At 67.8% G+C, this 22,268-nt stretch carries 23 protein-coding genes and 3 tRNA genes; 12 read left to right on the forward strand and 14 right to left on the reverse strand.

Annotated features, from left to right (window positions below; all coding sequences use genetic code 11):
• The first annotated feature begins 40 nt into the window (after positions 1–40).
• On the forward strand, positions 41–910 hold the full coding sequence (gene ypfJ / locus CUR96_RS17320) for a KPN_02809 family neutral zinc metallopeptidase (protein WP_102194587.1): 870 nt from the start codon (positions 41–43) through the stop codon (positions 908–910).
• A gap of 67 nt (positions 911–977) precedes the next feature.
• Entirely contained in the window at positions 978–1,943 is a 966-nt protein-coding gene (pip, locus tag CUR96_RS17325) for a prolyl aminopeptidase (protein ID WP_180969093.1), read from the forward strand.
• Positions 1,944–1,961: 18 nt separating this feature from the next.
• On the opposite strand, the gene CUR96_RS17330 is transcribed toward pip, so the two are convergent.
• The 3 genes from CUR96_RS17330 to CUR96_RS17340 are packed head-to-tail and all read right to left on the reverse strand — an operon-like array spanning position 1,962 to position 5,442.
• Positions 1,962–3,704 carry an aldehyde dehydrogenase family protein gene (locus tag CUR96_RS17330; protein WP_102194588.1) on the reverse strand — a complete coding sequence of 581 codons (1,743 nt, stop codon included), beginning with the start codon at positions 3,702–3,704 and terminating at the stop codon, positions 1,962–1,964.
• Between the two features lie 28 nt (positions 3,705–3,732).
• Positions 3,733–5,130: an MFS transporter gene (locus CUR96_RS17335; RefSeq protein ID WP_102194589.1), complete on the reverse strand. Its 1,398-nt coding sequence runs from the start codon at positions 5,128–5,130 to the stop codon at positions 3,733–3,735.
• Between the two features lie 48 nt (positions 5,131–5,178).
• Complete coding sequence (locus CUR96_RS17340) at positions 5,179–5,442, reverse strand: glutaredoxin domain-containing protein (protein WP_102194590.1); 264 nt, start codon at positions 5,440–5,442, stop codon at positions 5,179–5,181.
• A 77-nt stretch (positions 5,443–5,519) separates the two neighbouring features.
• On the opposite strand from CUR96_RS17340, the gene CUR96_RS17345 reads away from it, so the two are divergent.
• Entirely contained in the window at positions 5,520–6,728 is a 1,209-nt protein-coding gene (locus tag CUR96_RS17345; protein ID WP_102194591.1) for a glycosyltransferase, read from the forward strand.
• Positions 6,729–6,835: 107 nt separating this feature from the next.
• Here the strand turns inward: CUR96_RS17345 and CUR96_RS17350 are convergent, their stop codons facing one another.
• Positions 6,836–7,450, reverse strand: coding sequence for a winged helix-turn-helix transcriptional regulator (locus tag CUR96_RS17350; protein ID WP_219722015.1), 615 nt, complete (start codon positions 7,448–7,450; stop codon positions 6,836–6,838).
• 93 nt (positions 7,451–7,543) lie between these two features.
• On the opposite strand from CUR96_RS17350, the gene CUR96_RS17355 reads away from it, so the two are divergent.
• From CUR96_RS17355 to CUR96_RS17370, 4 genes are all read left to right on the forward strand, one after another.
• Entirely contained in the window at positions 7,544–7,951 is a 408-nt protein-coding gene (locus CUR96_RS17355; RefSeq protein WP_102194779.1) for a DUF1761 domain-containing protein, read from the forward strand.
• 43 nt (positions 7,952–7,994) lie between these two features.
• The gene (locus tag CUR96_RS17360) at positions 7,995–9,041 is read left to right on the forward strand and encodes an IS481 family transposase (RefSeq protein ID WP_102194593.1); all 1,047 of its coding nucleotides are present in this window, start codon (positions 7,995–7,997) and stop codon (positions 9,039–9,041) included.
• Between the two features lie 51 nt (positions 9,042–9,092).
• Positions 9,093–10,238 (forward strand): low temperature requirement protein A, encoded by a 1,146-nt coding sequence (locus tag CUR96_RS17365; protein WP_102194594.1) that lies wholly within the window; start codon positions 9,093–9,095, stop codon positions 10,236–10,238.
• A gap of 211 nt (positions 10,239–10,449) precedes the next feature.
• A complete protein-coding gene (locus tag CUR96_RS17370; protein ID WP_432612431.1) occupies positions 10,450–11,481 on the forward strand; it encodes a fatty acid desaturase family protein in 1,032 nt (343 codons plus the stop codon).
• Between the two features lie 144 nt (positions 11,482–11,625).
• Here CUR96_RS17370 and CUR96_RS17375 read toward each other — a convergent pair whose 3' ends face one another.
• Positions 11,626–13,029, reverse strand: a complete 1,404-nt coding sequence (locus CUR96_RS17375) for a cell division initiation protein (RefSeq protein ID WP_102194596.1) — start codon at positions 13,027–13,029, stop codon at positions 11,626–11,628.
• A 246-nt stretch (positions 13,030–13,275) separates the two neighbouring features.
• Here CUR96_RS17375 and CUR96_RS17380 point away from each other — a divergent pair, with 246 nt between their 5' ends.
• Together CUR96_RS17380 and CUR96_RS17385 are read left to right on the forward strand one after the other, a co-directional pair.
• On the forward strand, positions 13,276–13,611 hold the full coding sequence (locus CUR96_RS17380) for a metalloregulator ArsR/SmtB family transcription factor (RefSeq protein ID WP_102194597.1): 336 nt from the start codon (positions 13,276–13,278) through the stop codon (positions 13,609–13,611).
• On the forward strand, positions 13,608–14,309 hold the full coding sequence (locus CUR96_RS17385) for a DUF2071 domain-containing protein (protein WP_102194598.1): 702 nt from the start codon (positions 13,608–13,610) through the stop codon (positions 14,307–14,309). Before CUR96_RS17380 ends, CUR96_RS17385 begins: the two co-directional genes overlap by 4 nt.
• Here the strand turns inward: CUR96_RS17385 and CUR96_RS17390 are convergent, their stop codons facing one another.
• From CUR96_RS17390 to CUR96_RS17410, 5 genes are all read right to left on the reverse strand, one after another.
• Positions 14,310–14,903, reverse strand: coding sequence for a short chain dehydrogenase (locus CUR96_RS17390; protein ID WP_102194599.1), 594 nt, complete (start codon positions 14,901–14,903; stop codon positions 14,310–14,312).
• Positions 14,904–14,975: 72 nt separating this feature from the next.
• Positions 14,976–15,287: a hypothetical protein gene (locus tag CUR96_RS17395; protein WP_102194600.1), complete on the reverse strand. Its 312-nt coding sequence runs from the start codon at positions 15,285–15,287 to the stop codon at positions 14,976–14,978.
• Positions 15,288–15,475: 188 nt separating this feature from the next.
• A tRNA-Phe gene (locus CUR96_RS17400) sits at positions 15,476–15,548 on the reverse strand.
• A gap of 67 nt (positions 15,549–15,615) precedes the next feature.
• A tRNA-Asp gene (locus CUR96_RS17405) sits at positions 15,616–15,689 on the reverse strand.
• Between the two features lie 29 nt (positions 15,690–15,718).
• Positions 15,719–15,791, reverse strand: a tRNA-Glu gene (locus CUR96_RS17410).
• Positions 15,792–16,002: 211 nt separating this feature from the next.
• Between CUR96_RS17410 and CUR96_RS17415 the strand changes: the two genes are divergently transcribed.
• The gene (locus CUR96_RS17415; protein WP_245861449.1) at positions 16,003–17,370 is read left to right on the forward strand and encodes a M23 family metallopeptidase; all 1,368 of its coding nucleotides are present in this window, start codon (positions 16,003–16,005) and stop codon (positions 17,368–17,370) included.
• Between the two features lie 45 nt (positions 17,371–17,415).
• Here CUR96_RS17415 and CUR96_RS17420 read toward each other — a convergent pair whose 3' ends face one another.
• The 4 genes from CUR96_RS17420 to CUR96_RS17435 form a co-directional block, all read right to left on the reverse strand.
• Positions 17,416–17,787: a hypothetical protein gene (locus CUR96_RS17420; protein WP_102194602.1), complete on the reverse strand. Its 372-nt coding sequence runs from the start codon at positions 17,785–17,787 to the stop codon at positions 17,416–17,418.
• Positions 17,788–17,816: 29 nt separating this feature from the next.
• The gene (locus CUR96_RS17425) at positions 17,817–18,308 is read right to left on the reverse strand and encodes an inorganic diphosphatase (protein ID WP_053098719.1); all 492 of its coding nucleotides are present in this window, start codon (positions 18,306–18,308) and stop codon (positions 17,817–17,819) included.
• 42 nt (positions 18,309–18,350) lie between these two features.
• Positions 18,351–18,971, reverse strand: a complete 621-nt coding sequence (locus tag CUR96_RS17430; protein ID WP_245861452.1) for a TMEM175 family protein — start codon at positions 18,969–18,971, stop codon at positions 18,351–18,353.
• 61 nt (positions 18,972–19,032) lie between these two features.
• Positions 19,033–19,965: a LysR family transcriptional regulator gene (locus CUR96_RS17435; RefSeq protein ID WP_245861455.1), complete on the reverse strand. Its 933-nt coding sequence runs from the start codon at positions 19,963–19,965 to the stop codon at positions 19,033–19,035.
• A gap of 151 nt (positions 19,966–20,116) precedes the next feature.
• Between CUR96_RS17435 and CUR96_RS17440 the strand changes: the two genes are divergently transcribed.
• Positions 20,117–21,490: an MFS transporter gene (locus CUR96_RS17440; protein ID WP_281255079.1), complete on the forward strand. Its 1,374-nt coding sequence runs from the start codon at positions 20,117–20,119 to the stop codon at positions 21,488–21,490.
• Between the two features lie 26 nt (positions 21,491–21,516).
• Positions 21,517–22,260 (forward strand): 3-hydroxybutyrate dehydrogenase, encoded by a 744-nt coding sequence (locus tag CUR96_RS17445; protein WP_102194604.1) that lies wholly within the window; start codon positions 21,517–21,519, stop codon positions 22,258–22,260.
• Positions 22,261–22,268: the final 8 nt, after the last annotated feature.

Here is a 22,268-nt window from a genome sequence, read left to right on the forward strand (position 1 = left end):
CGAGCCTACGTCTGTTCGGCACGGGAGTACCCTCGTTTCCATGACCTTCAATCCCGACGCCGACATCTCGGGCAACACCACGCGTCGCCGTGGGCGCAACGCCGCCATCGCGGGCGGCGGCGTGGGCGTGCTCGGCATCATCGCGCTCATCGTCGGTCCGATGCTCGGGGTGGATCTCACCCCCCTGCTCGGCGGAGGGACCGGCGGCGGGACGGAGCCGTCCGGCGGCTCGGTGATCGAGGACTGCAAGACCGGCGCGGATGCCAATGCGGACGTCGATTGCCGCATGGCCGGCGCCCAGGTCGCGCTCGACGCATTCTGGACGGAGCAGCTCGACGGCTATCGCGCGCCCCAGCTGACCGTCGTCGACGGTCAGACCCCGACGCAGTGCGGCACCGCATCCAACGCAGTGGGCCCCTTCTACTGCCCGCCCGAGGAAGGCGTGTACCTCGACCCGACGTTCTTCCAGCTGATGCAGCAGCAGTTCGGAGCATCCGCCGGCGACCTCGCGCAGCTGTACATCGTCGGTCACGAGTGGGGACACCACATCCAGAACATCACCGGTGTGATGGACGCGTACCCCAACAACGGCACCGGTCCCGGAAGCAACGGCGTGCGCATGGAGCTGCAGGCCGATTGCTACGCCGGAGCGTGGATCGGGCAGATGACCAAGCAGACGGATGCGGATGGCGACCCGTACCTGCTGAAGCCCACGGAGTCGCAGCTGAACGACGCCATCAATGCGGCGATCACCGTGGGCGACGACCACATCCAGGAGCAGTCCGGATTCGTCAATCCGGAGAGCTTCACTCACGGCTCCAGCGATCAGCGTCAGTACTGGTTCGCGAATGGATACCAGAACGGTCTGGGCGTCTGCGACACCTTCGCCGTCGCCGAGGGCGACCTGTAATACCAGGAGGTCGTTCTCCCTCGGCTAGCCTGGAAGGCTGAAGTCTTTTCACCGGGTCGGGGGACCAATGATGATGAATCTGGATGCGCTGTATCCATCGATCGAGCCGTACGACGAGGGGCAGCTGCTCGTCGGCGACGGACACCGCATCCACTGGGAGGTCAGCGGCAACCCCGAAGGCAAACCGGTGGTGTTCCTGCATGGCGGACCCGGCAGCGGCACCTCTGCGTGGCAGCGCCGCTTCTTCGACCCGGAGAAGTACCGGATCGTGCTCTTCGATCAACGCGGCTGCGGCAGGAGCACCCCGCACGCGGCGGAGCCCGGCGCGGACCTGCGCTTCATCACGACGGCGCACCTGATCGCCGACATGGAGCTGCTGCGCAAGAACCTCGGCATCGAGGCCTGGCAGGTGTTCGGCGGCTCCTGGGGCAGCAGCCTCGCGTTGGCGTATGCGCAGGCGCATCCGGGCGCCGTCACCGGGCTCGTCCTCCGGGGCATCTTCACGCTGCGGCGCGAAGAGCTCGAGTGGTTCTACGAGGGCGGCGCAGCTGCGCTCTTCCCCGACCTGTGGGAGGACTTCATCGCGCCGATCCCGGTGCTCGAACGCTCTCGGATGATCGAGGCCTATCACCGGCGCCTCTTCGACCCGGACCCGGCGGTGCACGTTCCCGCCGCCGTCGCGTGGACCACGTGGGAGGCGTCGACCGTGACGATGCGCCCCGACCCGGAGCACATCGCCGAGATGGCCGATCCGCAGCGGGCAGTGGCCTTCGCCCGCATCGAGAACCACTTCTTCGTGAACCGCGGGTGGTGGAGCGAAGGACAGCTCCTCGCCGGCATCGACGCGATCCGGCACATCCCGGCGGTCATCGTGCAGGGGCGGTACGACGTCTGCACCCCGGTGATGACGGCGTGGGATCTGCATCGCGCCTGGCCGGAGGCGGAGTTCGTCATCGTCGAGGCCGGGCACGCGGCATCCGAGCCCGCGATCCAGCAGGCGCTTCGCGACGCGACCGACCTGCTCGCCCTCTGACGGGCCGAGCGGGGAGGATCAGGCGCGAAGCGCCCGGAGCAGGGTGCGCACGAGACCTGGGACGCTGCCGCTCACACGGAAGCGGGTCAGGCCCTCGCTCACCTCGGCGCCGGTGCGGGATGACACGAACCACGGCGGCTTCGGCAGGATGCTGAGGCGACCGCCGCCGTTCGCGAAGGGGAGCGACCGGGGGAACGGGCGGAACGGTCCACGGATGACCGATCGCTCGACCCGGTCCAGCAGGAGCGCGTTGTGGACGACTCCGATGCCGCTGCCCACGTCGTCGATCGTGCTTCCGGGGAAAGCGCCCCAGGTGAGCGTCGGGGTGATGAAGCCGAATGCGGTCCAGCCGTTGATCGCGATCGACCCGTAGTGGAGCGCCGTGATCGCCCGCTCGAATCCTGCGCCGAGCGTCTTCTCGGTGGCCGGATCGATCAATAGATTCGCGCCGAGCGTGCCCTGCAGCTCATCGTTCGCGAAGGCCACCGCCGCATCGAGGAAGGACTGGCCGGTGCCGGGAACGTCGACCACGCCGAGCACGGGGGCGAAGTACTCGGTCCGCTGGAGGGCCGCGGCATCCTGCCCGTCCTCGATCTCGACGAGCAGGCGGTCGCCGAGCACGAGCGCGTCGGGATAGGCATCCGCCGCCGACTGCATCCGTGTCGGCGAGCCGGGGTACCACGTCGGACGCTCCGGCGCGTTCGCGTAGGCGCGCCGCAGGGCGGCGCGGAAGGCGCCGGCCTGCGCCCAGTCCGACGAGAGGATCACGACCTGGCCGGCGATGCAGTTGTGCCCGCTGTTCTGCAGCCGCATCGTCGCGATGTGCTCGGCCTGGAACGTGATGTCGGCGTCGGTCCAGTCGCCGGGCACGACGATGATCGGTGAGACCCCGCCCAGCTCGGCCGTGATCGGCTTCTTCAGTTGCGGACGCTGCTCGCGACGACGGCGTTTCGCCGCCGGCCCGGTGCCCCAGACGATCGCGTCGAACGTCGCGGCCGACCCCGTGATGTGCACGTGCATCAGATCGGAGTGACCGGTCAGGTACGCTCCGACCGCCGGGCCGCCACGCACGATCCGGAGGAACCCCGGTTCGATGAGAGCCGCGAACGCCCGCTTGTACACGGGCACGAGCGCATCCTGCGTCGGATTCACCTTGAGCAGGGCGGTGCGGTTGTGGGCGAGCAGTTCGTAGAGCACGTCGAGCACCGGGATGGAGGTGACGTTGCCCGCACCGAGCACGAGGCCGACGCCGCCGGACTCGCTCGGTGTGCGCTGCGCGAGACCGGCCGCCGCGCGCGCCGCGTTCGGCGTGGTGCCGGGTTCGAGCCAGACCTCGCCGGTGTATCCCGACAACAGGAACCTGTCGATCCCGGTGAGGGGGAAGGCATGCACGCGCGTACGGCCTCCGGGTGCCCGGTCGAGGCGGATGCCGTCGAGGGGGCTGCGGCCCTCGGCGAGACGGGTGAGGGTCTCGATGTACGCGTCGAGCGATCCAAGCACGCTGTACGGGCCGCCGAGCCACTCCTCGCCCCGCAGCGGATGCTTCGCATCCAGGCCCTTCGAAGCTGCAGCCGTCGTCGCCCAGTCCTCGGCCGCCGCCGCCACTCCGGTTCGCACCGACTGCAGCAGGGTGGCGCGCTGCGCGACGGTCAGTGTCGCCCAGGTGCGTGCGCCGCTCTGGAGGGCGGCGACATCCTGATCGAGACGCGCGCGCTCCGCATCGTCGAGCTCGGTCGCAGGCGTCACGGTCGCAGAAGTCATCGGCGTCTCCTTCAGGCGGGGTCCCAGCTTATGCGCGCGGGCCGGCGCCGAGCGGGGGCTCATCGATGTCGTCGCGGCGCAGGTGGTAGCCGCGGAGGGTCAGCAGGCTGGCAGCCATCAGCGCGGCGGGCAGCACGCTGAAGCTGAGCACGATGCCCGCCACCGCGGCATCGGGCTGCTCCACCGTGACGCCGGCGACCGTGGATATGTAGCCGGTCGAGGCCAGCGTGAGCGAGACGGCGGTCGCGCCGAGGGCGAAGCCGACGGTCTCGCCCGCGGTCCAGACGCCGGTGAAGGTGCCCGCCTGGCCGGAACCATGGAGGCGTTCGTCGTGCGAGATCACATCGGGAAGCATGGCCATCGGCAGCGACTGCAGACCGGCGTAGGCGACACCGGCGACGGCGACGGACGCGTAGATCCACAGTCCCGGCGCCCAGACCGCCACGGTGATGGATGCCGCGGCCACGGTGAACAGCACGCTGGCGATCGCGAACGACCGCTCCTTGCCGAGGCGGCGGGCGAGTGCGGTCCAGGCCGGGGTCGCGAGCAGCGCCGGCCCGACCAGCGCGATGAAGACGAATGTCACGGCATCCTCGGAGCGCAGCACCCAGGTCGCGACGTACTGGGCGCCGGCGAGCATGGTGCCGGTCGCGAGCGCCTGAAGCAGGAAGGTGCCCAGCAGTGCACGGAAGGGCACGCTGCGCCCGAGCGCGCGGAACCCCGACAGGTACTGGTCACGGAGCCCGACGGGAAGCGAAGGGGAGGGGGCGTCGATGCGGGCGTCTCCGGCATCGGCTGTGCGTGCGGCGATCAGCATCCCCAGCCCGATCATGACCCCGGAGATGACGCCCATGAGCAGATACCCGGCGACCGGATCCGACGAGGCGTCGCGCAGAGCGGGGCCGCCGGCGCCGAACAGCAGGATCGCTGCCGTGAGCACGACGACCCGCCAGCCGAGCAGTCGGCTGCGCTCGTCGTAGCCGCCGGTGAGTTCGGCCGGGAGAGCGACGTACGGCACCTGGAACAGGCTGAAAGCCGTGGCGGTCGCGAGGAACGCCAGCAGCACGCAGGCGGCACCGGTCACGGGTCCCCACGACGGGGGCACCGCGAACGTGAGTGCGAAGAACAGCGGCAGGGTGAGGGCTCCGGTGACCATGAACCCGCGGCGCGAACCGGTGCGTGCGAGCTGACGATCGGACGCCGCGCCGATGAGCGGGTCGATGATGACGTCCCAGATCTTCGCGGCGGTCACGATGAGTCCCGCGGCGAGGGCGGCGACGCCCAGGTTGTCGGTGAGGAAGTACGTCAGCACCAGTCCGGGCAGAGTGGCATACCCGCCGGTACCCAGCGAACCGACTGCGTAGAGCACGATCGTGCGCGGAGAAAGGCGGACGGATGCCTGCTCCTGCGAAGCCGCTGTGCTCATCGCGCCAGTGTATCGGCGCGCTCGTCGCGCACCGCTACGGCGCGAACCTCAGATCAGTGCGAGTTCGCGCAGCTTCGCCTCGACGTCGGCGTTCGACGGCTCGACGTGGTGCGAGGAGTCCGGGTAGAGGACGACCGGGATGTTCATGCGGCCCGAGATGTCCTTCGCGATGTCGGCGGCGGCCGGGTCCTCGGCGAGGTCGATGTAGGTGTACTCGATCCCGAGTCCGTCGAGCTGCTTCTTGGTGCGGCGGCAGTCGCCGCACCACTCGGCGCCGAACATCGTGATCGTGTCAGAAGCGGGAGAAGTCATACTTCAAGGTTAGAGCCGTTCAGCAGGGTGGGCGCTGAGAGCGAGTGCGCGGGGCACAGCCAGACATGGAACGATGGATGCCGAGCATCGGCCGATCGGAGAGAGCACACGTGAGCACAGCGGTCACGGTCATCGTGCCGACCTTCAACGAGCGCGACAACGTCGCCGAGCTCGTCGCGCGTACCGCGGCCGCGCTGCACGGGTGGGATGCCGAGATCCTGTTCGTGGACGACAGCGCCGACGGCACGACCGCCGAGGTCGAGCGCATCGCCGCGGACGCGCCCCTGCCGGTGCGGGTCATCCATCGCACAGAGAACACCGGCGGACTCGGCGGCGCGGTCGCCGTGGGGCTCGCCGCTGCATGCGCCGACATCTGCATCGTGATGGACGGCGATCTGCAGCACCCGCCTGAGCTGCTCCCGTTGCTGCTGGAGCGGCATGCGCTGGGGGATGCCGATGTCGTCGGCGCCTCGCGCTACGTCGGCGGCGGGGACTCCCGCGGGCTCGGCACCGCGTTGCGCTTCGGAGTCTCGCGGGCGGCGACCTGGCTCACGAAGGCGATGTTCCCGTTGCGGCTCGCCCGCAGCACCGACCCGATGACCGGATTCTTCCTCGTCGACCGCAGCCGCGTCGACCTCGCCGGCCTCCGCCCCCAGGGCTTCAAGATCCTGCTCGAGGTCCTCGCCCGCTCCGACCTGCGCATCGCCGAGATCCCGATGGAGTTCGGTGAGCGCCGTCACGGCACCTCCAAGGCGAGCCTGCGTCAGGGAGCGACGTTCGTCGCGCACCTCGCCCGCCTGCGCTTCGGCAAGATGTCGTTGTTCGCCCTGATCGGGCTCGTCGGCGCGATCGCGAACCTCGGCATCATGTGGCTGCTCACCGTCGCGGGGATGGACTACATCTGGGCGGCGATCTTCGGCGCCGCGGCCACCATCGTGGGCAACTTCATCCTGCAGGAGCGGTTCGTCTTCGCCGACATGCGCACCGATGCTCGCGGACTCGGCATCCGGTTCGCCACCTCGGTCACGTTCAACGGTGTCGAAGCGGCGCTGCGCATCCCGCTGATGGCGCTGATGGTCGAGACCTGGCACATCTCGAGCGTCGTCGCCACAGGGATATCCCTCATCGTCGCGTTCTTCGCGCGGTTCCTCTTCCATTCCCTCGTCGTGTACGCCCCTCGCGGGCGGAGGACGACGGATGCCGCGGCAGAGCCGCCCGTCGACACGGCGGCGCAGCGCATCATCCGCGCGATCGACGCGGAGGCGATGCGCCCGGGGGAGCTCTAGATCCGGCGCCCGTGCGGCCAGGCGCTAATTGTTGCTGGCCATGAGGTTATTGACGGCGTCGCCCCGACTGCGGTATCTCTCCGACCCTGTGCCTTGGTGGTGGCGTCTCAGACGAATGCTCGTCGAAGTGCATCGGCCTCTCCGCGGAGTTCACCTGCATCGAGCGCTTGGTCGACGGTGAGCGCGCCGGCGACGAGGCCCACGACGGTATCGGCCTCGGCCGCCAGAACGGTCTCCGGCAGGTGGTCGTTGCCGATGCGCGTGCTCGGGCCGTCCGCGTCGATACGGAGAACGATGAGCAGGCCCTCCACCTCGAAGCCGACCTCCACGGGCGTCGTTGTCGTTCTGCCGCGGAGGATGGCGGGCAGGGCAAGAGTCAGCCATCGGGGCCGGAACTCGTCATCACCCCGCCCGGTAGCCAGGAGGGGGACGCCCCATCGCCCCAAAGCCTCCATTGGCTCCTGGAGTTCCGCTCCCCAGCGCGTCAGCCCGTAGAGGATGCCCGCGTCTCCCAGCACTCGCTCCACGACGCCGGTGTCTTCCATCGTCCGCAGTCGTTCGGCTAGGAGGTTGCTCGCGACTCCTGGCAGGGAGGCTTTCAGCTCGCCGTATCGGAGGGGCCCGGGCAGAAGCTCTCGCACGATCAGGAGATTCCAACGGTCTCCGACGATGTCGAGCGCGCGTGCCAGTCCGCAGAACTGGCCGTAGCTTCGACGCGACATGGGATTGACAGTTTCAACCATGCTTGATTATATCAAGTGATGATCGTCGTTGCCAGGGCTGACCGTGCCCTGGGTATCAGGGAGGTAAGTGGCATGGAGATCAACTGGATTGGTGTACTCCTCGCATTCGTCGCGGGGATGGTCGTTGCGATGGTCTGGTACTCAAAGGGTGCCATCGCCGACGCCTGGGAAGCTATGACTGGCATTACGCCGGAAAAGAACAAGCCCGTCCGAACGCGCAACCTGATCCTGCTCGCCGTGTCCAACGCCGCAACCACTGTCGGGCTCGCGTTCGCCGTCGGGCTCGCATCCGCGGCGACCGGCAACGACTCCGTGTGGATGGCCGTGACGGTTGGGGCCGTCGCGTGGATGACGCTGTCGGCATCGACCCTTCTTCAGCACAACTCGTTCGAACAGAAGCCTCTGAAACTGACGATCATCAACACTGGCTATCAACTGGCGCTGTTCCTGGCCATCACGCTGGTGCTGGGGCTGTTCTAGGCATGTCGATCCGTGACGGGATTAGCGCATCCTTCCGCTGAGCATGAGTTCGAGTCCGAGTTCGTCGATCCGCGACAAGCCACGCAGGCGTAGCCACAAGAATGCGCCACTCACTCCCGAAGGCCGCCAGCGGCTGATTGAACGCTGCCGTACCCGTCCGATCGCACACGTCGCGGCCGAGATGGGCATATCCCGCGCAACTGCATCGAAGTGGGTGAACCGATACCGTAAGTTCGGCGAAATCGGCCTGCTTGACCGCTCGTCTGCTCCAGCCCGGCAGCCAGGCGCGATACCTGGCGAGACAGTAGCGCGGATCGAGGAGCTACGGCGCGAGCACAAGTGGTCGGCATCCCGCATCGCCTTCGAACTGCATGCGGACGGTGTTGTGGTCAGCCGGCGCACCATCACCCGGCACCTGGCACAGCTCGGCCTGAACCGCCGCCGATTCATAGACCCGAGTGGTGAGACAAACCGTGAGGTCAGGACGATCACCGCGAAGTATCCCGGGCACATGGTGCACCTTGACGTGAAGAAGGTCGGACGGATCCCCGACGGCGGCGGTTGGCGCGTGCATGGCAAAGGCAGCCCCGAAGCCCGTGCTGCCGCCCGGGCGAAGGCCCGCGGCGCACGTGCCGGATACGCATACCTGCACTCCGCCATCGACGGGCACACCCGCCTGGCATACACAGAATCGCTCGAGAACGAACAGGCCGCGACCGCCGTCGCATTCCTGAACCGCGCCCGCGACTGGTTTGCTGCCCACGGCATCACCCGGATCGAGCGAATCATCACCGACAACGGCGCTTGCTACCGTTCCGGGGCGTTCGCTGCCGCTCTGGACGGCGCGGAGCACCGCCGCACGAAGCCGTACACGCCCAAGCACAACGGGAAAGTCGAACGCTACAACCGCATCCTCGCTGAAGAGTTCCTCTACGCAAGGACCTGGACCTCAGAAGGCCAGCGAGAGAGAGCGTTGGAAACCTGGAACGTGCACTACAACTACCACCGGCCCCACGGTGTGCACGGCGGAAAGCCGCCCGCATCCGCGACGCCGTCACGCGTCAACAACGTCCTAGCCTCATACAGCTAATCTGTCCCGGTGACTGACACCGCAACAGCCCCGCGCTTCCGGCTGACCCGCATGCACCCGCGCGACCCCCATCAGGGACACCGTGCGGCGACCCCGCTCGAGCTCTTCTTCGATCTGGTCTTCGTCGTCGCGGTGAGCACCGCGTCGGCCCAGCTGCACCACGAACTGTCGGCGGGACATGTGCAGAACGGCCTCATGTCCTACGTGTTCATGTTCTTCGCCATCTGGTGGGCGTGGATGAACTTCACCTGGTTCGCGACGTCGTTCTCGACCGACGACTGGCTCTACCGCGTCCTCACCTTCGTGCAGATGGGCGGGGTCCTCGTGCTCGCGGCGGGAATCCCCGGCGCATTCCACGGCGACTTCACCGTCACGGTCATCGCCTACATCGTGATGCGCGTCGCGATGATCGTGCAATGGCTGCGTGCATCCCGGTCCGCGGGCACAGCGCGCACGGCGACGCTGATCTACGCTGCGGGCATCGCGGTCGTCCAGGTCTTCTGGGTGGCCTTCCTCTTCGTCCCCGCCGAGACCAAGCCGGCATTCTTCGTCGTGTTCCTCGTCTTCGAGCTCCTCGTGCCGATAATCGCCGAGACGCGCAGTCAAGGAAGGACGCCCTGGCATCCGCATCACATCACCGAGCGTTACAGCCTGTTCACGCTGATCGTGCTCGGCGAGAGCCTGCTCGCCTCCTCCAACGCGATCATCGAGGCGCTCGACGAGGTCGAATCACTCGGACCGCTCATCTCCATCGCGGTGCTCACGCTCGTCGTCACCGCGTCGCTGTGGTGGATCTATTTCTGGCCGCCGCACCACCGCGCCATCACCACCTTCGCGCGCTCGCTGCGATACGGCTACACCCACTTCTTCGTGTTCGCCGCCGCCGCGGCGTTCTCCTCCGGCATCGAGGTCGAGATCGACCGATTGACCGGGCATTCCGAGCTCGATGCAGTCCAGGCCTCCTTCACCGTCACCGTGCCGATCGCGGTGTTCCTGCTCGGCATCTGGTGGATCGCGATCCGCGACAACGCCGACAGGGTCGTCAACACCGTCATCCCGATCGCTGCCCTGCTGGTGCTGCTCGATCCGCTGCTGCCGACTCCCGTCGTGTTCACGGCGATCGTGCTGGTGGCCGTCGTCGTGCTCCTGGTCGTGCGGCCGCCGGTGGCCCAGGAGGCGGCCAGATCTCAGTCCTGAGTATCAGAAGGATCACCCCTGCGTATGCCCGAACTCGCATACGCAGGGGCGTAGCCTGACGTGAAGCCTTCGGCATCCGCCATCGGCTTCTCGCAGCTCCAGGGCTCCGCACGGGAAGGAGAGCATCATCTCCATCACCCAGGTCGCATCGACCACCAGCACACTTGGCCCGGTACGCCAGACGTACGCGGGTACGGCCGACATCCCGCCCATGGCCCAGGCATTCAAGCAGGTTTCGCAAGTTGTCCGTGAGACCGGGCTTCTGCGCCGCGCGACCTGGTTCTACATCGCTGTCGCCTCCGGCATCGCCGTCGCCCTCGGCGGTTTGATCACCGGCTTCATCCTGCTCGGCGACAGCTGGTTCCAGCTGCTCATCGCCGCCGGACTCGGCATCGTGCTCACGCAGATCGCCTTTCTCGGACATGAGGCCGCGCACCGCCAGATCCTGACGTCGGGGCCGGCGAACTTCAAGCTCGCCCGCATCGTCATCGCCAGCATCGGCATGAGCTACTCCTGGTGGGACTCGAAGCACACCAAGCACCACGGCAACCCGAACCAGGTCGGCAAGGACCCCGACATCGAAGTCGACACGATCTCGTTCCTCGAAGAGGATGCCGCGAAGGCCAAGGGCCTGATCAAGCTGATCACCCGCAAGCAGGGGTGGTTCTTCTTCCCGCTGCTCACGCTCGAGGGGCTGAACCTCCATTACCTCGGCCTGAAGTACCTCATGACGACGAAGAACGTCAAGGGACGCTGGATCGAGCTCAGCATCATCGCCGCTCGTTTCGCGCTCATCCTCATCCCGGTGTTCATGATGCTCCCGCTCGGAATGGCGTTCGCCTTCATGGGCGTGCAGTTCGCCGTCTTCGGCGTGTACATGGGTGCCGCGTTCGCGCCGAACCACAAGGGCATGCCGATCATCGATCCGAACGCCCGCCTCGACTTCTTCTCCAAGCAGGTGCGCACCTCCCGGAACGTCACCGGTGGATGGCCCACCACCTGGCTGATGGGCGGCCTGAACTACCAGGTCGAGCACCACCTCTTCCCGAACATGCCGCGCCCGCATCTGTCCAAGGCGCGCGAGATCGTCCGTGACTACTGCGCCGCGAACAACGTACCGTACACCGAGACGACCGTCCTCCAGTCGTACAAGATCGTCATCGAGTACCTGAACCGCGTGGGCCTCGCCGCGGGCAGCGACCCGTTCGACTGCCCCGCAGCCGGGCAGATGCGCCGGGCGTAACCCCACGCAGAATTCAAAGAGCGCAAACGGCTCCATCCCTCGGGGATATCGAGCCGTTTGCGCTCTTTGAACGTTAGGCAGTCGTCAGATCGACGACGAAGGCGCGAACGGAAACCCGTTCGCGCCTTCGTCTGAGAACGGCGTTCAGCGCGCTGCGTGCTCTTCGTCGGCCTCGACGACCTCGATGGTGATCTTGTTGTCGACGATGGACTCATCGTCGCTCAGCTCGTCCTCGAGAGCCTCGTCGCCGAGGAAGTCGTCATCGCCGGCGAGCGGATCCGGAGCGGTGGTCTCTGCCTCGACCGTGTCGTCGGCGTTCGCTGTCGCGGACGCGCCGGCCACTGTCGGCTCGGGCGCGAGGATGCCGTCGGGGCGGATCAGCTCGCGCACCTCCGACATGAAGCTCGACAGCTGCTGCTGCTGCCAGCGCAGCTGACGGGTGCGGTCCTCGGCGTCGTGCAGCACGCTCGTCGCGTGCTCCATGACGGTGTCGACGATCTTCTGCGACTTGAGCCGGGCGCGGTCGAGGGTCTCGCGGGCTCGCACCTGCGTGTCGGCTTCGATCGCCGCGGCCTGCGCGCGCATCAGGCGCTCGTAGTCGTCTGCCTTGCCGGAGATGCGCTGGGCGTGCTCCAGCGAGGCGGCGACCTGCTCGTTCGCGTCGGTCGTGATGCGCTCGGCGTGCGCCACCGCCTGGTTGTGCAGCACCAGGAACTCCTGCTGCGCGTCGTCCTGACGGCGCGTGAGCGTCTCCTCGAACTCGAGAACGCGGGCGTTCATCTCGCGGACCTCGCGCTCGGCATCCGCCCGCAGCTGTGTCGTCTCCCGTGTCACCAGCGAGCGCAGTGCGGCGGCGCCCTTCTCCGCCTCGGTGCGGATCGCGGTGGCCTCCTGAGCGGCCTGCGCGACCTTCTCGTCGGCGTGCGCTGCTTCGCGCTGGATCCGTGCCTCGTGCGCGGTGTACTCGGTCTCCATCTTCAGGCGCACCTGGTCGGCGTCGCGCTGCGCCTGGGCGGTGATGCGGGTGGCGTCGGCCTCGGCCTCGGCGCGCTGGGCGGCCACCTCTTCGCGAGCGGCTGCCATCAGCCGGTCGGCCTGCACGGCGGCGTTCTGGATGAGCACGTTGGCCTGCTCCTCGGCGACCCGGAGGATCGCCTCGAACTGCTGACGCGACGGTGCCTCCGTGCCTTCGGGGCGCGGTGCGTCGACGAGCTCGGAGGTGAGGGTGCTGACCTGCTGCTCGGCATCGGCGGCCTGCGCCTTGGCGGCGGCGATCTGCGCCTCCAGGGCTTCCTTGACGGCCTGTTCCTCGGCGCGCACGGCCTCGAGCTCGGAGGCGTGGCGTCCGTTGACGTCTTCGAGGTCGGCCGTGACCTGCTGCAGCTGCTGCCGCAGAGCCGCGAGTGCGGCCTCGACCTCGCCCTTGTCGTAGCCGCGGAAGCCCACGGTGAACGCGGACTGCTCGCGGGCGTTGCCCTGGGGGTTGCTCTGGACCAGCTGGTCGAAGAAGTCGTCTCCGCGATCGCCGGTGCCGGGGGAGTCGCTCATGTGCTCAGGCCTTTCTGGGGTAGCCGCATCCGCCGAACTCGGCCCGCCCGGATCAAGCGGCAGGGACGGAGCGATTTCGCGGGGGCCAGAGGATGTCGTGGGGGAACACCGCCGCGTCGTCCTGCCTGAAGCCGGTCGGAGCGATGGCGCGCACTCAGCTTATCTTCGCGCGCCGGGATTCGGGAGGGAGTCTTCCCACGGGCTTGCCGGCTGGAAGCTAGTTAGCACTGGTGCTATATTGCGAACATGGACGACGCAACCACGGTCTTCGAGGCACTGGCACATCCGACCCGCCGGCAGATCCTGCAGGACCTGAAAGAGGGTGAGCTCGCCGCCGGTGAGATCGCCGGGCGGTTCGCGGCGACGGGGCCGACCATCTCGCGCCACCTCCGCGTCCTCCGAAGCGCGGGGCTGATCAGCGAACGGCGCGAGGCGAACCGCATCCTCTACTCGCTCGTCAGCGGGCGGCTCGCGCTCACGGTCGGGGACTTCCTCTCCACGGTGTGCCCAGAGCAGATCGTCGTGCGCGAAGTGCGCAAGCGGCGTTCGGCGAATGCGGCGAACAATGGGGCGATCGCATGACGCTCGTGCGCGAGGTGCGGGCGCACCTGCGCCGGAGGCTCCTTCTCAGTTATCGACTCGACCCGGTGGTCGCACGTGGGCTGCTCCCCGAGCGGTTCCGCCCGCAGCTCGTCAACGGATATGCGCTGGCCGGGGTGTGCGTCCTCGGGATCGAGGACATTCGTCCGAGGTGGTTCCGCGGCCGGTGGGGCCTCCGCTCGGAGAACGCGGCGCACCGGATGGCCGTGGAATGGGACGAGAACGGCGAGATCCACCGCGGCGTGTACATCTTCGAGCGGCACAGTTCCGCGTGGAGCCCAGTGCTGCTCGGAGGGCGGCTGTTCCCCGGGGTGCATCGGAAGGCGCGGTTCACGATCGACGAGTCCGGCGACAGGTACGCGTTGACGATGGACGCGAAGGGTGAGAGCCTCGCCGCCGATGTCGAGATCGGCGGCGAGTGGCGCAGTGGCGTCTTCGCCACCGTCGAGGAGGCCTCGGACTTCTACCGCGCCGGCCGGATCGGCTGGTCGCGACGGCACGACGGCGAGACCTTCGAACCGGTGACGCTCACGTCTGAGGAGTGGTCTGTGGAGGGCGCGCGGATGCTGAGTCTGCGCTCGTCGTTCTTCGACGCACTGCCGCCCGGTGCGGCCGAGTTCGACAGCGTCGTCGTGATGCGCGACCTGCCGCTGACGCTCTCGGCGCCGCCGCGCCGCTGATCAGTCGAGCCGGAACACCCGACCGGTCTGCACTCCCTCGACCGACTTCGCGAATGCCTGGCCGACGGTGGCGGCCGACACCGGGATGAACCCGGGGAACGCGTCGTGGTAGCCGGTGGCCTCCTCGAGCACGGTGGGGCTGACGGCGTTGATGCGGATGCCGCGGGGCAGTTCGGTCGCGGCGGCGAGCACGAACGACTCCAGCGCACCGTTCGCCATCGAGGCAGCGGCGCCGGTGGCGATGGGTTCCCGCGCCAGGATGCCGGTGGTGAGGGTGAACGAGCCGCCGTTGGACACGTAGGGCGTGCCGATGCGGACGACATCGATCTGGGAGAGGACCTTGCCGGCGAACGCCTGGCGGTAGTCGTCGGCTCCCAACTCGGCCAGCGGCTTGAACGGAACGGATCCCACGGCGACGACGACGGCATCGATCTGGCCGACGGCCTCGAACAGCGCGGCGATCGATGCGGCATCCGTCACGTCCACGCCCGGCGATGTGGAGCGCCCTGCCGGGATGACGGTGTGGCGGGTCTCGAGTGCGCGGGATGCGCCGACGCCGACGTGTCCGCTCGCGCCGATCAGCAGAATCTTCATGTGGTCCTTCTCGTCGGTGCTTCCGGTCGCTCGCTGCAACCGGCGACGAGTCGGAGCTATTCCGGGGTCAGGTCAGCCCCGATGGGGGTCCAGGCGGATCCGCCCGCGGAGGAAAGGCAGCATCGGTGCGCGGTACACGAGGGCCGGCGCGTGGTCGGGCTGCAGCTCGAACTCGGCCTGGCCGAAGCGCCACAGCCGATTGAAGAGGAACACCCCGATCGTCACGGTGCGATCGGACGGAACCTGCCATGTGCCGAGGCCCCACTGGGTCGGCTGGCCGCGTCCGCCGATGACGAGCGTCGGCTTGATCCCGGCGTAGAGCGCGAACCACGGCTTGACGAGCGTCAGCTCGATGCGGCGGGAGACCGGGGCGTCATCGCTCACTGGTGCGTCGACTCTCGGGCGATGGATGTCGGGAGGGCAAGTGCCACGTTGTGCTCATTCCTCGCGTGATTCCGGGGGCGGAAACCCGACCGTGCGCTGAACGTTCGATGCCGGCGCCGGAAAAGCAAAACCCCCGCCATGTAGAAGCTAGGCGAGGGTTTCTGGGATGACTGTAATGATCATCCGTGTGGCTCCGACGGGCGTCGATCCCGTGACCTCTCGATTTTCAGTCGAACGCTCTACCAACTGAGCTACAGAGCCGCGCGACCGGCGAACCTGTCGCGTCCTAGACGAAGAGCCTCCTCGAAAGAAGGCTCAACGCGTGGAGCGACCCTGACGGGACTTGAACCCGCGACCTCCGCCGTGACAGGGCGGCACGCTAACCAACTGCGCTACAGGGCCATACTTGTATTCAATTATATCGGTGTGAGTGACCCCAACGGGATTCGAACCCGTGCTACCGCCGTGAAAGGGCGGCGTCCTAGGCCGCTAAACGATGGGGCCGTTGCGCTTCCCAGAGGAGCACTCCTTGCCGACGCTCAAGCATAAACGACGATCGAGGCAAAACGCGAATCGAGGGCGAGTCCACCCCCGAACTGCCCCGAACAGGAGGACGATGAGAGCGTCACCATGCCACCTCTTCCGCATCCCACCCTGGTGTGGATGTGGTTGTTGTTGTTAGTGTGACATGTGTGAATCCGGCGAAAGGGGCCGCGTGAACGACAGGAACACGCTGGATGCTGCTGCTGCGGCATCCGCCGAATGCGGGTGCGCGCCCACTCCGGTGGAACGCAAAGCGCTCTGGAATCGCGGATCCATCAGCCGACGCGGCGTCCTTGGCCTCGGTGCACTCAGCGTCGTCGCGCTCAGCGCGTTCGGCGTCTCATCAGGTGTTTCCGCCGCTCATGCCGCCTCGTACCCCAGCTGGGACGACGTGCAGGCCGCGATGCAGAACGAGGGCGCCAAGGCTGCCGAAGTCACGCGCATCGAAGGCCTGATCCAGTCGCTGACGCAGAAGGTCGCCGACGCCCAGGCGGCTGCCAAAGTCGCCGGCGATGAGTTCTACGTCGCGCAGCAGGCCTTCTTCCAGGCCGTCACCGACGCCGAGGAACTGCAGGCCAAGGCCGACGAGCAGGCCGGCATCGCCGACGAATCGGCCCGCAAGGCCGGTCAGGTCGCCGCTCAGCTCTACCGCAACGGCGGCGACGACACGTCGCTCGAACTCTTCTTCGCCGGCTCCGCCGCGAACGCCGACCAGCTGCTCACGCGCCTCGGCACGATGGACAAGCTGCTGCAGTACAACCAGTCCATCTATGACGACGCCGTCGCCGCCCGCAACTCGTCCCAGTCGCTCAGCGATCAGGCCGTCGTCGCCCGCACCGAGCGCGACCGCCTGCAGCAGGTGGCCGAGCAGAAGATGATCGCGGCGCAGCAGGCGGCGCAGGCCGCGCAGGCCGCGCTCGACGAGCAGGCCGCGAACCTCACCACGCTGCAGGGACAGCTCGCTGCGCTGAAGGACGCCACGGCCACCACGGTCGCCGGCTACCAGGCCGGTGTCGCGGCGCGGGAGGCCGAAGAGCAGGCGCGGAGAGAACGCGAGGCTGCTGAGCGCGAAAACGGTTCCGGAGGCCAGAACGGCGGCGGTGGCGGTGGCGGTAGCGCTCCTTCGTCGAGCGGCTGGGCCCGCCCGCACGGCGGATTCAAGTCCTCCGACTACGGTCCCCGCGATTCGCAGTGCGGCTCGCAGGGATGCTCGTCCAGCTTCCACCGCGGCGTCGACCTCGCGAACGGCTGCGGCGCGGCGATCTACGCGGCCTACGCCGGGACCGTCGACGCGGCCTTCTACAACGGGGGCTACGGCAACTACATCCGCATCCAGCACGGCGGCGGCCTCGCCACCGGCTACGCGCACATCGACTCGTACGCGGTCGGCTACGGCCAGTGGGTGGAGGCCGGTCAGGTCATCGCCTACGCCGGCAACACCGGCGGCTCGTTCGGCTGCCACCTGCACTTCGAGGTGTACGAGAACGGCGGCACCATCAACCCCCAGTGGTTCATGGCTGACCGGGGCATCTACTTCTGAGCATCCGCTCGCTGAACACCGCCGGAAAGACCCCCGGCCGCTGAATCACTTCGAGGTCGAGGTCGGCTGCTCCCGAGTGAAGTAGGCCCTCGACGGCGGCGCGAAGATCAGGACAACGGCCGCACCGGTGAGCACGGCCGCAACGATGAGAGCCGGGAAGAAGCCTTCCCACGTGGACATCGCCACAGCGGCCGCCGCGAAGGAGACCGGGAACAATGGCGTCCCGTATCGAGCCCACGACTTGCGAATCATCACGAGGATGGTCACCGCTGCGTATGCGACGAGCAGCGCGAGTGGAAGCAGGCCACGCCACCCTCCCCAGGCGCCCATGAAGAGAGCAAGCCCGAGGAGGGGTGTCGCGATCAGCGCCGTGACGGCGCCCAGAATGGTGAAGGCCACGCGAAGGGTCAGCGGCATGCGATCCTCACCGGAGTCGGTGCGAACGATCAGTGACCCTGCTCGCCGAACCGCACGATCGCCTCGTCGAGGATGCGCTGCGCTTCAGCGGCGTCGCCCCACGCGTCGACCTTGACCCACTTGTTGGGCTCGAGATCCTTGTAGTGCTCGAAGAAGTGCTCGATCTCCTTCTTCGTGTACTCGGCGACGTCGCCGATGTCCTGGATGTGCGCCCAGCGCGGGTCCTTGGACAGCACGGCGACGAGCTTGTCGTCGCCACCGGCCTCGTCGCTCATCTTCAGGACCGCGACGGGGCGGACCTCGACGACGACGCCCGGGTAGATGGCGTGGTCCAGCAGCACCAGCACGTCCAGCGGGTCGCCGTCCTCGCCGAGGGTGTTGTCGAAGTAGCCGTAGTCGGCCGGGTAGCCGAAGGTCGTGTACAGGACGCGGTCGAGGTGGACTCGCCCGGTCTCGTGGTCGACCTCGTACTTCACGCGGCTGCCGCGCGGGATCTCGATGACGGCGTCGTGTGCGCCCATGCGTGTGCTCCTCAGAAAGACGGTTGGATGCCGCCGACCAGCCTACCGGGGCAGTCGCGTCAGAATCCTGGTGACGGGTCCGGTCAGCGCGATCAGCAGGAGGGCGTAGTACCCGATGGGATGCACCCAGGCCGCGATCGGCAGGGCTATCGCGAACAGGATGATCGCCGCGACGTCGCCGAGTGCGCCGTGGCGCATCTCTTCAGCCGGGAAATCGTGAAGCTCCGGATGCCGCAGCAGATAGAGCTTCGCGGCGAGGGTCGTCACCTGCGTCAGGATCAGGGTGCCGATGTAGAGCACGGCCTGCACGGCGTCGCCCTCCATCTGGCCGAGCATCGCCGTCGGCACCGGAAGCCAGACGATCGTCAGCAACCAGCCGGCGTTGATCCACAGCAACGGACCGGTCATGCCCTCGACCCGCGAGTACATGCGGTGGTGCTCCATCCAGAACGCGGCGATGAGGACGAAGCTCAAACCGAAGCTCAGCAGTTGCCCGCTGTGCTCGCCGAGGAATTCCGCCGTGCCGAGTCCTTCGCTCGCCGCTTCGGACACCGACTCCAGCAGCGGCAGGATGAGCAGCGTCATCGCGATCGCAACCACCGCGTCGACGAACGCCTTGAACCGCTCGGCCTTGAGCGGGTGGGGCGTTCTCTCGTCGGTCACGCGCTCAGAGTACGACTGCGCACCCGGCTCGCGCCACCTCTGGGCGCGGCGGTTCGCGGCGTCAGTGCTCCAGCGGCACGATGCCGAGGAGTGCGTCGTGCACGGCGGCCGTGCGGCGACGCAGCGCGTCGGCCACCGCCGCGACGGCAGGCTGACGCAGCGAGTCCGGTCGCAGCACCATCCAGTAGGGCAGGCGTTCGGCGAAGTCGTCGGGCAGCAGGCGCACCAGATCAGGATGCCGGCCCGCCATGAAGCACGGAAGGAAGCCGATCCCGGCTCCGGCGCGGGTGGCCTCGACGTGGACGAAGACATTCGTGGAACTGAGCGAATCCAGCATCCCCGGAACCAGACGCCGTGGTGCGTCGAGGTCGTCGACCTGCAGCATCGAATCGACGAAGTACACCAACGGATGCGCGCTCAGCTCTGCGATACCGGTGGGAGTGCCGAACTCGTCGAGGTAGTCGCGCGAGGCGTACATCCCCAGCGTGTAGTCGCCGAGCCGGATCGCCTCGGCGCGGTGCACCTGCGGCTCGCCGACCACGACCTCCAGATCCAGCCCCGAACGGTGCTGGAGGGCGCGGCGGGTGACGTTGACGATCTCGACGCTGAGCCTCGGGTGCCTCCTCCGCAGCTGCGCCACGGCCGGTGCGACGATGAATGCGCTGAATCCGTCGGTGGCGGAGATGCGCACGACGCCCGCGATCTGATCGGCCTCCCCGTCGCCTTCGTGGATGGTGGCGACCGCGGTCTCGACGTCTTCGGCTGCGCGCACGGCCCGGCGTCCGAGGTCGGTCAGCTCCCACCCGCCGGGTGTGCGGGAAAGAGTGCGGCCGCCGAGCGTCGTCTCCAGGGCGGTGATCCGGCGCGACACCGTGGTGTGGTTCAACCCCAGGCTCTCGGCCGCGGTCGTGAAGCGTCCGGAGCGTGCCACGGCGAGAAGGATGAGGAGATCGTCGGGGTTCGCGGCAGCGGCGCCACGGAGCGGGATGTTCATATCTGCAATTGTGCACACGATCTCTGCTCGACTGGTCATTGATGCACACGCTTGGGCGTGCCCATACTGACTGAGGCCGCCCGGCCGGCGAGTGCACGGGCGCCGCACGCCGACGTCAACGCGGACGTCGGCAGGACACGAAGGAGTGAGCGTGAGCGCCGAGAAGACGACCAGCGTCCCGGAGACGAAGACATCCGGACTCAAGAAGATCGTGGCCGCCTCGATGGTGGGCACCGTGGTGGAGTGGTACGAGTTCTTCCTCTACGCCACCGCCGCCTCACTGGTGTTCGGCACCTTCTTCTTCCCGAACGCCGGTACCGAGCTGGACGGCATCATCGCCGCATTCCTGACTTATGCCGTGGGATTCGTCGCCCGGCCGCTCGGCGGCATCGTGTTCGGCCAGATCGGCGACAAGCTCGGCCGCAAGCACACGCTGCAGGTCACCATCATCCTCGTCGGCGTCGCCACCTTCCTGATGGGCTGCCTGCCCGGCTTCACGTCGATCGGCTACTGGGCACCCGCGCTGCTGGTGATCCTGCGATTCGTGCAGGGCTTCGCCGTGGGCGGCGAGTGGGGCGGAGCAGTGCTGCTGGTGGCCGAGCACAGCCCGGACAAGTCACGCGGTTTCTGGTCGAGCTGGCCCCAGGCCGCTGTTCCGGTGGGCAACCTGCTGGCGACGCTGGTGCTGCTGGGCATGTCCTGGATGCTCCCCGCGGACCAGTTCCTCAGCTGGGGCTGGCGCGTGGCCTTCTGGGTGTCGGCCATCGTCGTCATCATCGGCTACTACATCCGCACCCACGTCAGCGAGGCGCCGATCTTCCTGGAGGCCCGCGCCCAGGCGGAAGCCGAGAAGGCCGTCAGCTACGGCGTGCTGGAGGTCGTGAGGAAGTACCCGCGCGGCATCTTCGGAGCGATGGGACTGCGCTTCGCCGAGAACATCCTCTACTACATCATCGTGTCCTTCACCATCGTGTACCTGAAGACCGTGCACGCGTACGACACGAGCCAGCTGCTGCTGGCGCTGCTGGTGGCCCACGTCATCCACTTCATCGTGATCCCGCAGGTGGGGCGGCTCTCCGACGCTTTCGGCCGCAAGCCGGTCTACCTGGCCGGCGCGGTGCTCGGAGCATCCTGGGCGTTCTTCGCCTTCCCGATGTTCGACACCCTGAACCCGTTCATCATCACCGCGGCGGTCGCCATCGGCCTGTGCTTCCACGCTCTGATGTACGCGGGGCAGCCGGCCATCATGGCCGAGATGTTCCCCACCCGGATGCGCTACTCCGGTGTCTCCCTCGGCTACCAGGTCACCTCGATCGTGGCGGGCTCGCTGGCGCCGATCATCGCGACAGCTTTGCTGCAGGACTTCGGCTCCTGGCTGCCGGTGGCGCTCTACGTCGCGGCCGCCTGTGCCGTCACAGCGGTCGCGGTGATCACCCTCAAGGAGACCCACGGCATCTCCCTGCACGACATCGATGACGCCGACGCGCGCAAGCACGGCCTGAACACCGCACGGGTACGCAGTTGAGTACGGCAGCGGAGCCCCTCTCCGGGATGCGGGCACTGGTGACCGGCGGTGCCAGCGGGATCGGCGCGGCCGCCGTGCGGGCGCTGGCCGCGCGTGGTGCACACGTCATCGTCGCGGACAAGGACCGAGCCGGTGCGGAAGCACTGGCGGCGGCGGTGGGCGGGTCCAGCTGGGTCGTCGACCTGCTGGACCCCGCCGCCCTCGCCGACGACCGGCTCTCGGAGGCGCTCGCCGGAGTGGACATCCTCGTGAACAACGCCGGCATCCAGCACATCAGCCCGATCCAGGACTTCGATCCTCAGGACTTCCGACGGATCATGTCGCTCATGCTCGAGGTGCCCTTCCTGCTGATCCGGGCGGCGCTGCCGAGCATGTACGCGCGGGAGTTCGGCCGGATCATCAACATCTCGTCCGTGCACGGCCTGCGCGCTTCGCCCTTCAAGTCGGCCTATGTCACCGCCAAGCACGGACTCGAGGGTCTCTCGAAGGTCACCGCGCTGGAAGGCGGCGAGCGCGGGGTGACCAGCAACTGCATCAACCCCGGGTACGTCCGGACCCCGCTGGTGGAGAAGCAGATCGCGGACCAGGCCCGGGTCCACGGGATCCCGGAGGCGGAGGTGCTGGCGAGGATCATGCTCACCGAGAGCGCCATCAAGCGGCTCGTCGAGCCGGAAGAGGTCGCCGCCCTGGTGGCGTGGCTGGCCGACGCCGAATCCGCGATGGTGACCGGTGCCAGCTACACGATGGACGGCGGCTGGTCCGCCCGGTAGTACTACCG

This window comes from Microbacterium aurantiacum, from assembly GCF_002872075.1.
GTDB classification, from domain to species: Bacteria; Actinomycetota; Actinomycetes; order Actinomycetales; family Microbacteriaceae; genus Microbacterium; species Microbacterium aurantiacum_A.

Coding starts and splice junctions, on each gene's coding strand:
- ypfJ (WP_102194587.1), top strand. CDS start 41: ATGACCTTCAATCCCGACGCCGACATCTCGGGCAACACCACGCGTCGC.
- pip (WP_180969093.1), top strand. CDS start 978: ATGATGATGAATCTGGATGCGCTGTATCCATCGATCGAGCCGTACGAC.
- CUR96_RS17330 (WP_102194588.1), bottom strand. CDS start 3,704: ATGACTTCTGCGACCGTGACGCCTGCGACCGAGCTCGACGATGCGGAG.
- CUR96_RS17335 (WP_102194589.1), bottom strand. CDS start 5,130: ATGAGCACAGCGGCTTCGCAGGAGCAGGCATCCGTCCGCCTTTCTCCG.
- CUR96_RS17340 (WP_102194590.1), bottom strand. CDS start 5,442: ATGACTTCTCCCGCTTCTGACACGATCACGATGTTCGGCGCCGAGTGG.
- CUR96_RS17345 (WP_102194591.1), top strand. CDS start 5,520: ATGCCGAGCATCGGCCGATCGGAGAGAGCACACGTGAGCACAGCGGTC.
- CUR96_RS17350 (WP_219722015.1), bottom strand. CDS start 7,450: ATGTCGCGTCGAAGCTACGGCCAGTTCTGCGGACTGGCACGCGCGCTC.
- CUR96_RS17355 (WP_102194779.1), top strand. CDS start 7,544: ATGGAGATCAACTGGATTGGTGTACTCCTCGCATTCGTCGCGGGGATG.
- CUR96_RS17360 (WP_102194593.1), top strand. CDS start 7,995: ATGAGTTCGAGTCCGAGTTCGTCGATCCGCGACAAGCCACGCAGGCGT.
- CUR96_RS17365 (WP_102194594.1), top strand. CDS start 9,093: ATGCACCCGCGCGACCCCCATCAGGGACACCGTGCGGCGACCCCGCTC.
- CUR96_RS17370 (WP_432612431.1), top strand. CDS start 10,450: ATGGCCCAGGCATTCAAGCAGGTTTCGCAAGTTGTCCGTGAGACCGGG.
- CUR96_RS17375 (WP_102194596.1), bottom strand. CDS start 13,029: ATGAGCGACTCCCCCGGCACCGGCGATCGCGGAGACGACTTCTTCGAC.
- CUR96_RS17380 (WP_102194597.1), top strand. CDS start 13,276: ATGGACGACGCAACCACGGTCTTCGAGGCACTGGCACATCCGACCCGC.
- CUR96_RS17385 (WP_102194598.1), top strand. CDS start 13,608: ATGACGCTCGTGCGCGAGGTGCGGGCGCACCTGCGCCGGAGGCTCCTT.
- CUR96_RS17390 (WP_102194599.1), bottom strand. CDS start 14,903: ATGAAGATTCTGCTGATCGGCGCGAGCGGACACGTCGGCGTCGGCGCA.
- CUR96_RS17420 (WP_102194602.1), bottom strand. CDS start 17,787: ATGCCGCTGACCCTTCGCGTGGCCTTCACCATTCTGGGCGCCGTCACG.
- CUR96_RS17425 (WP_053098719.1), bottom strand. CDS start 18,308: ATGGGCGCACACGACGCCGTCATCGAGATCCCGCGCGGCAGCCGCGTG.
- CUR96_RS17435 (WP_245861455.1), bottom strand. CDS start 19,965: ATGAACATCCCGCTCCGTGGCGCCGCTGCCGCGAACCCCGACGATCTC.
- CUR96_RS17445 (WP_102194604.1), top strand. CDS start 21,517: ATGCGGGCACTGGTGACCGGCGGTGCCAGCGGGATCGGCGCGGCCGCC.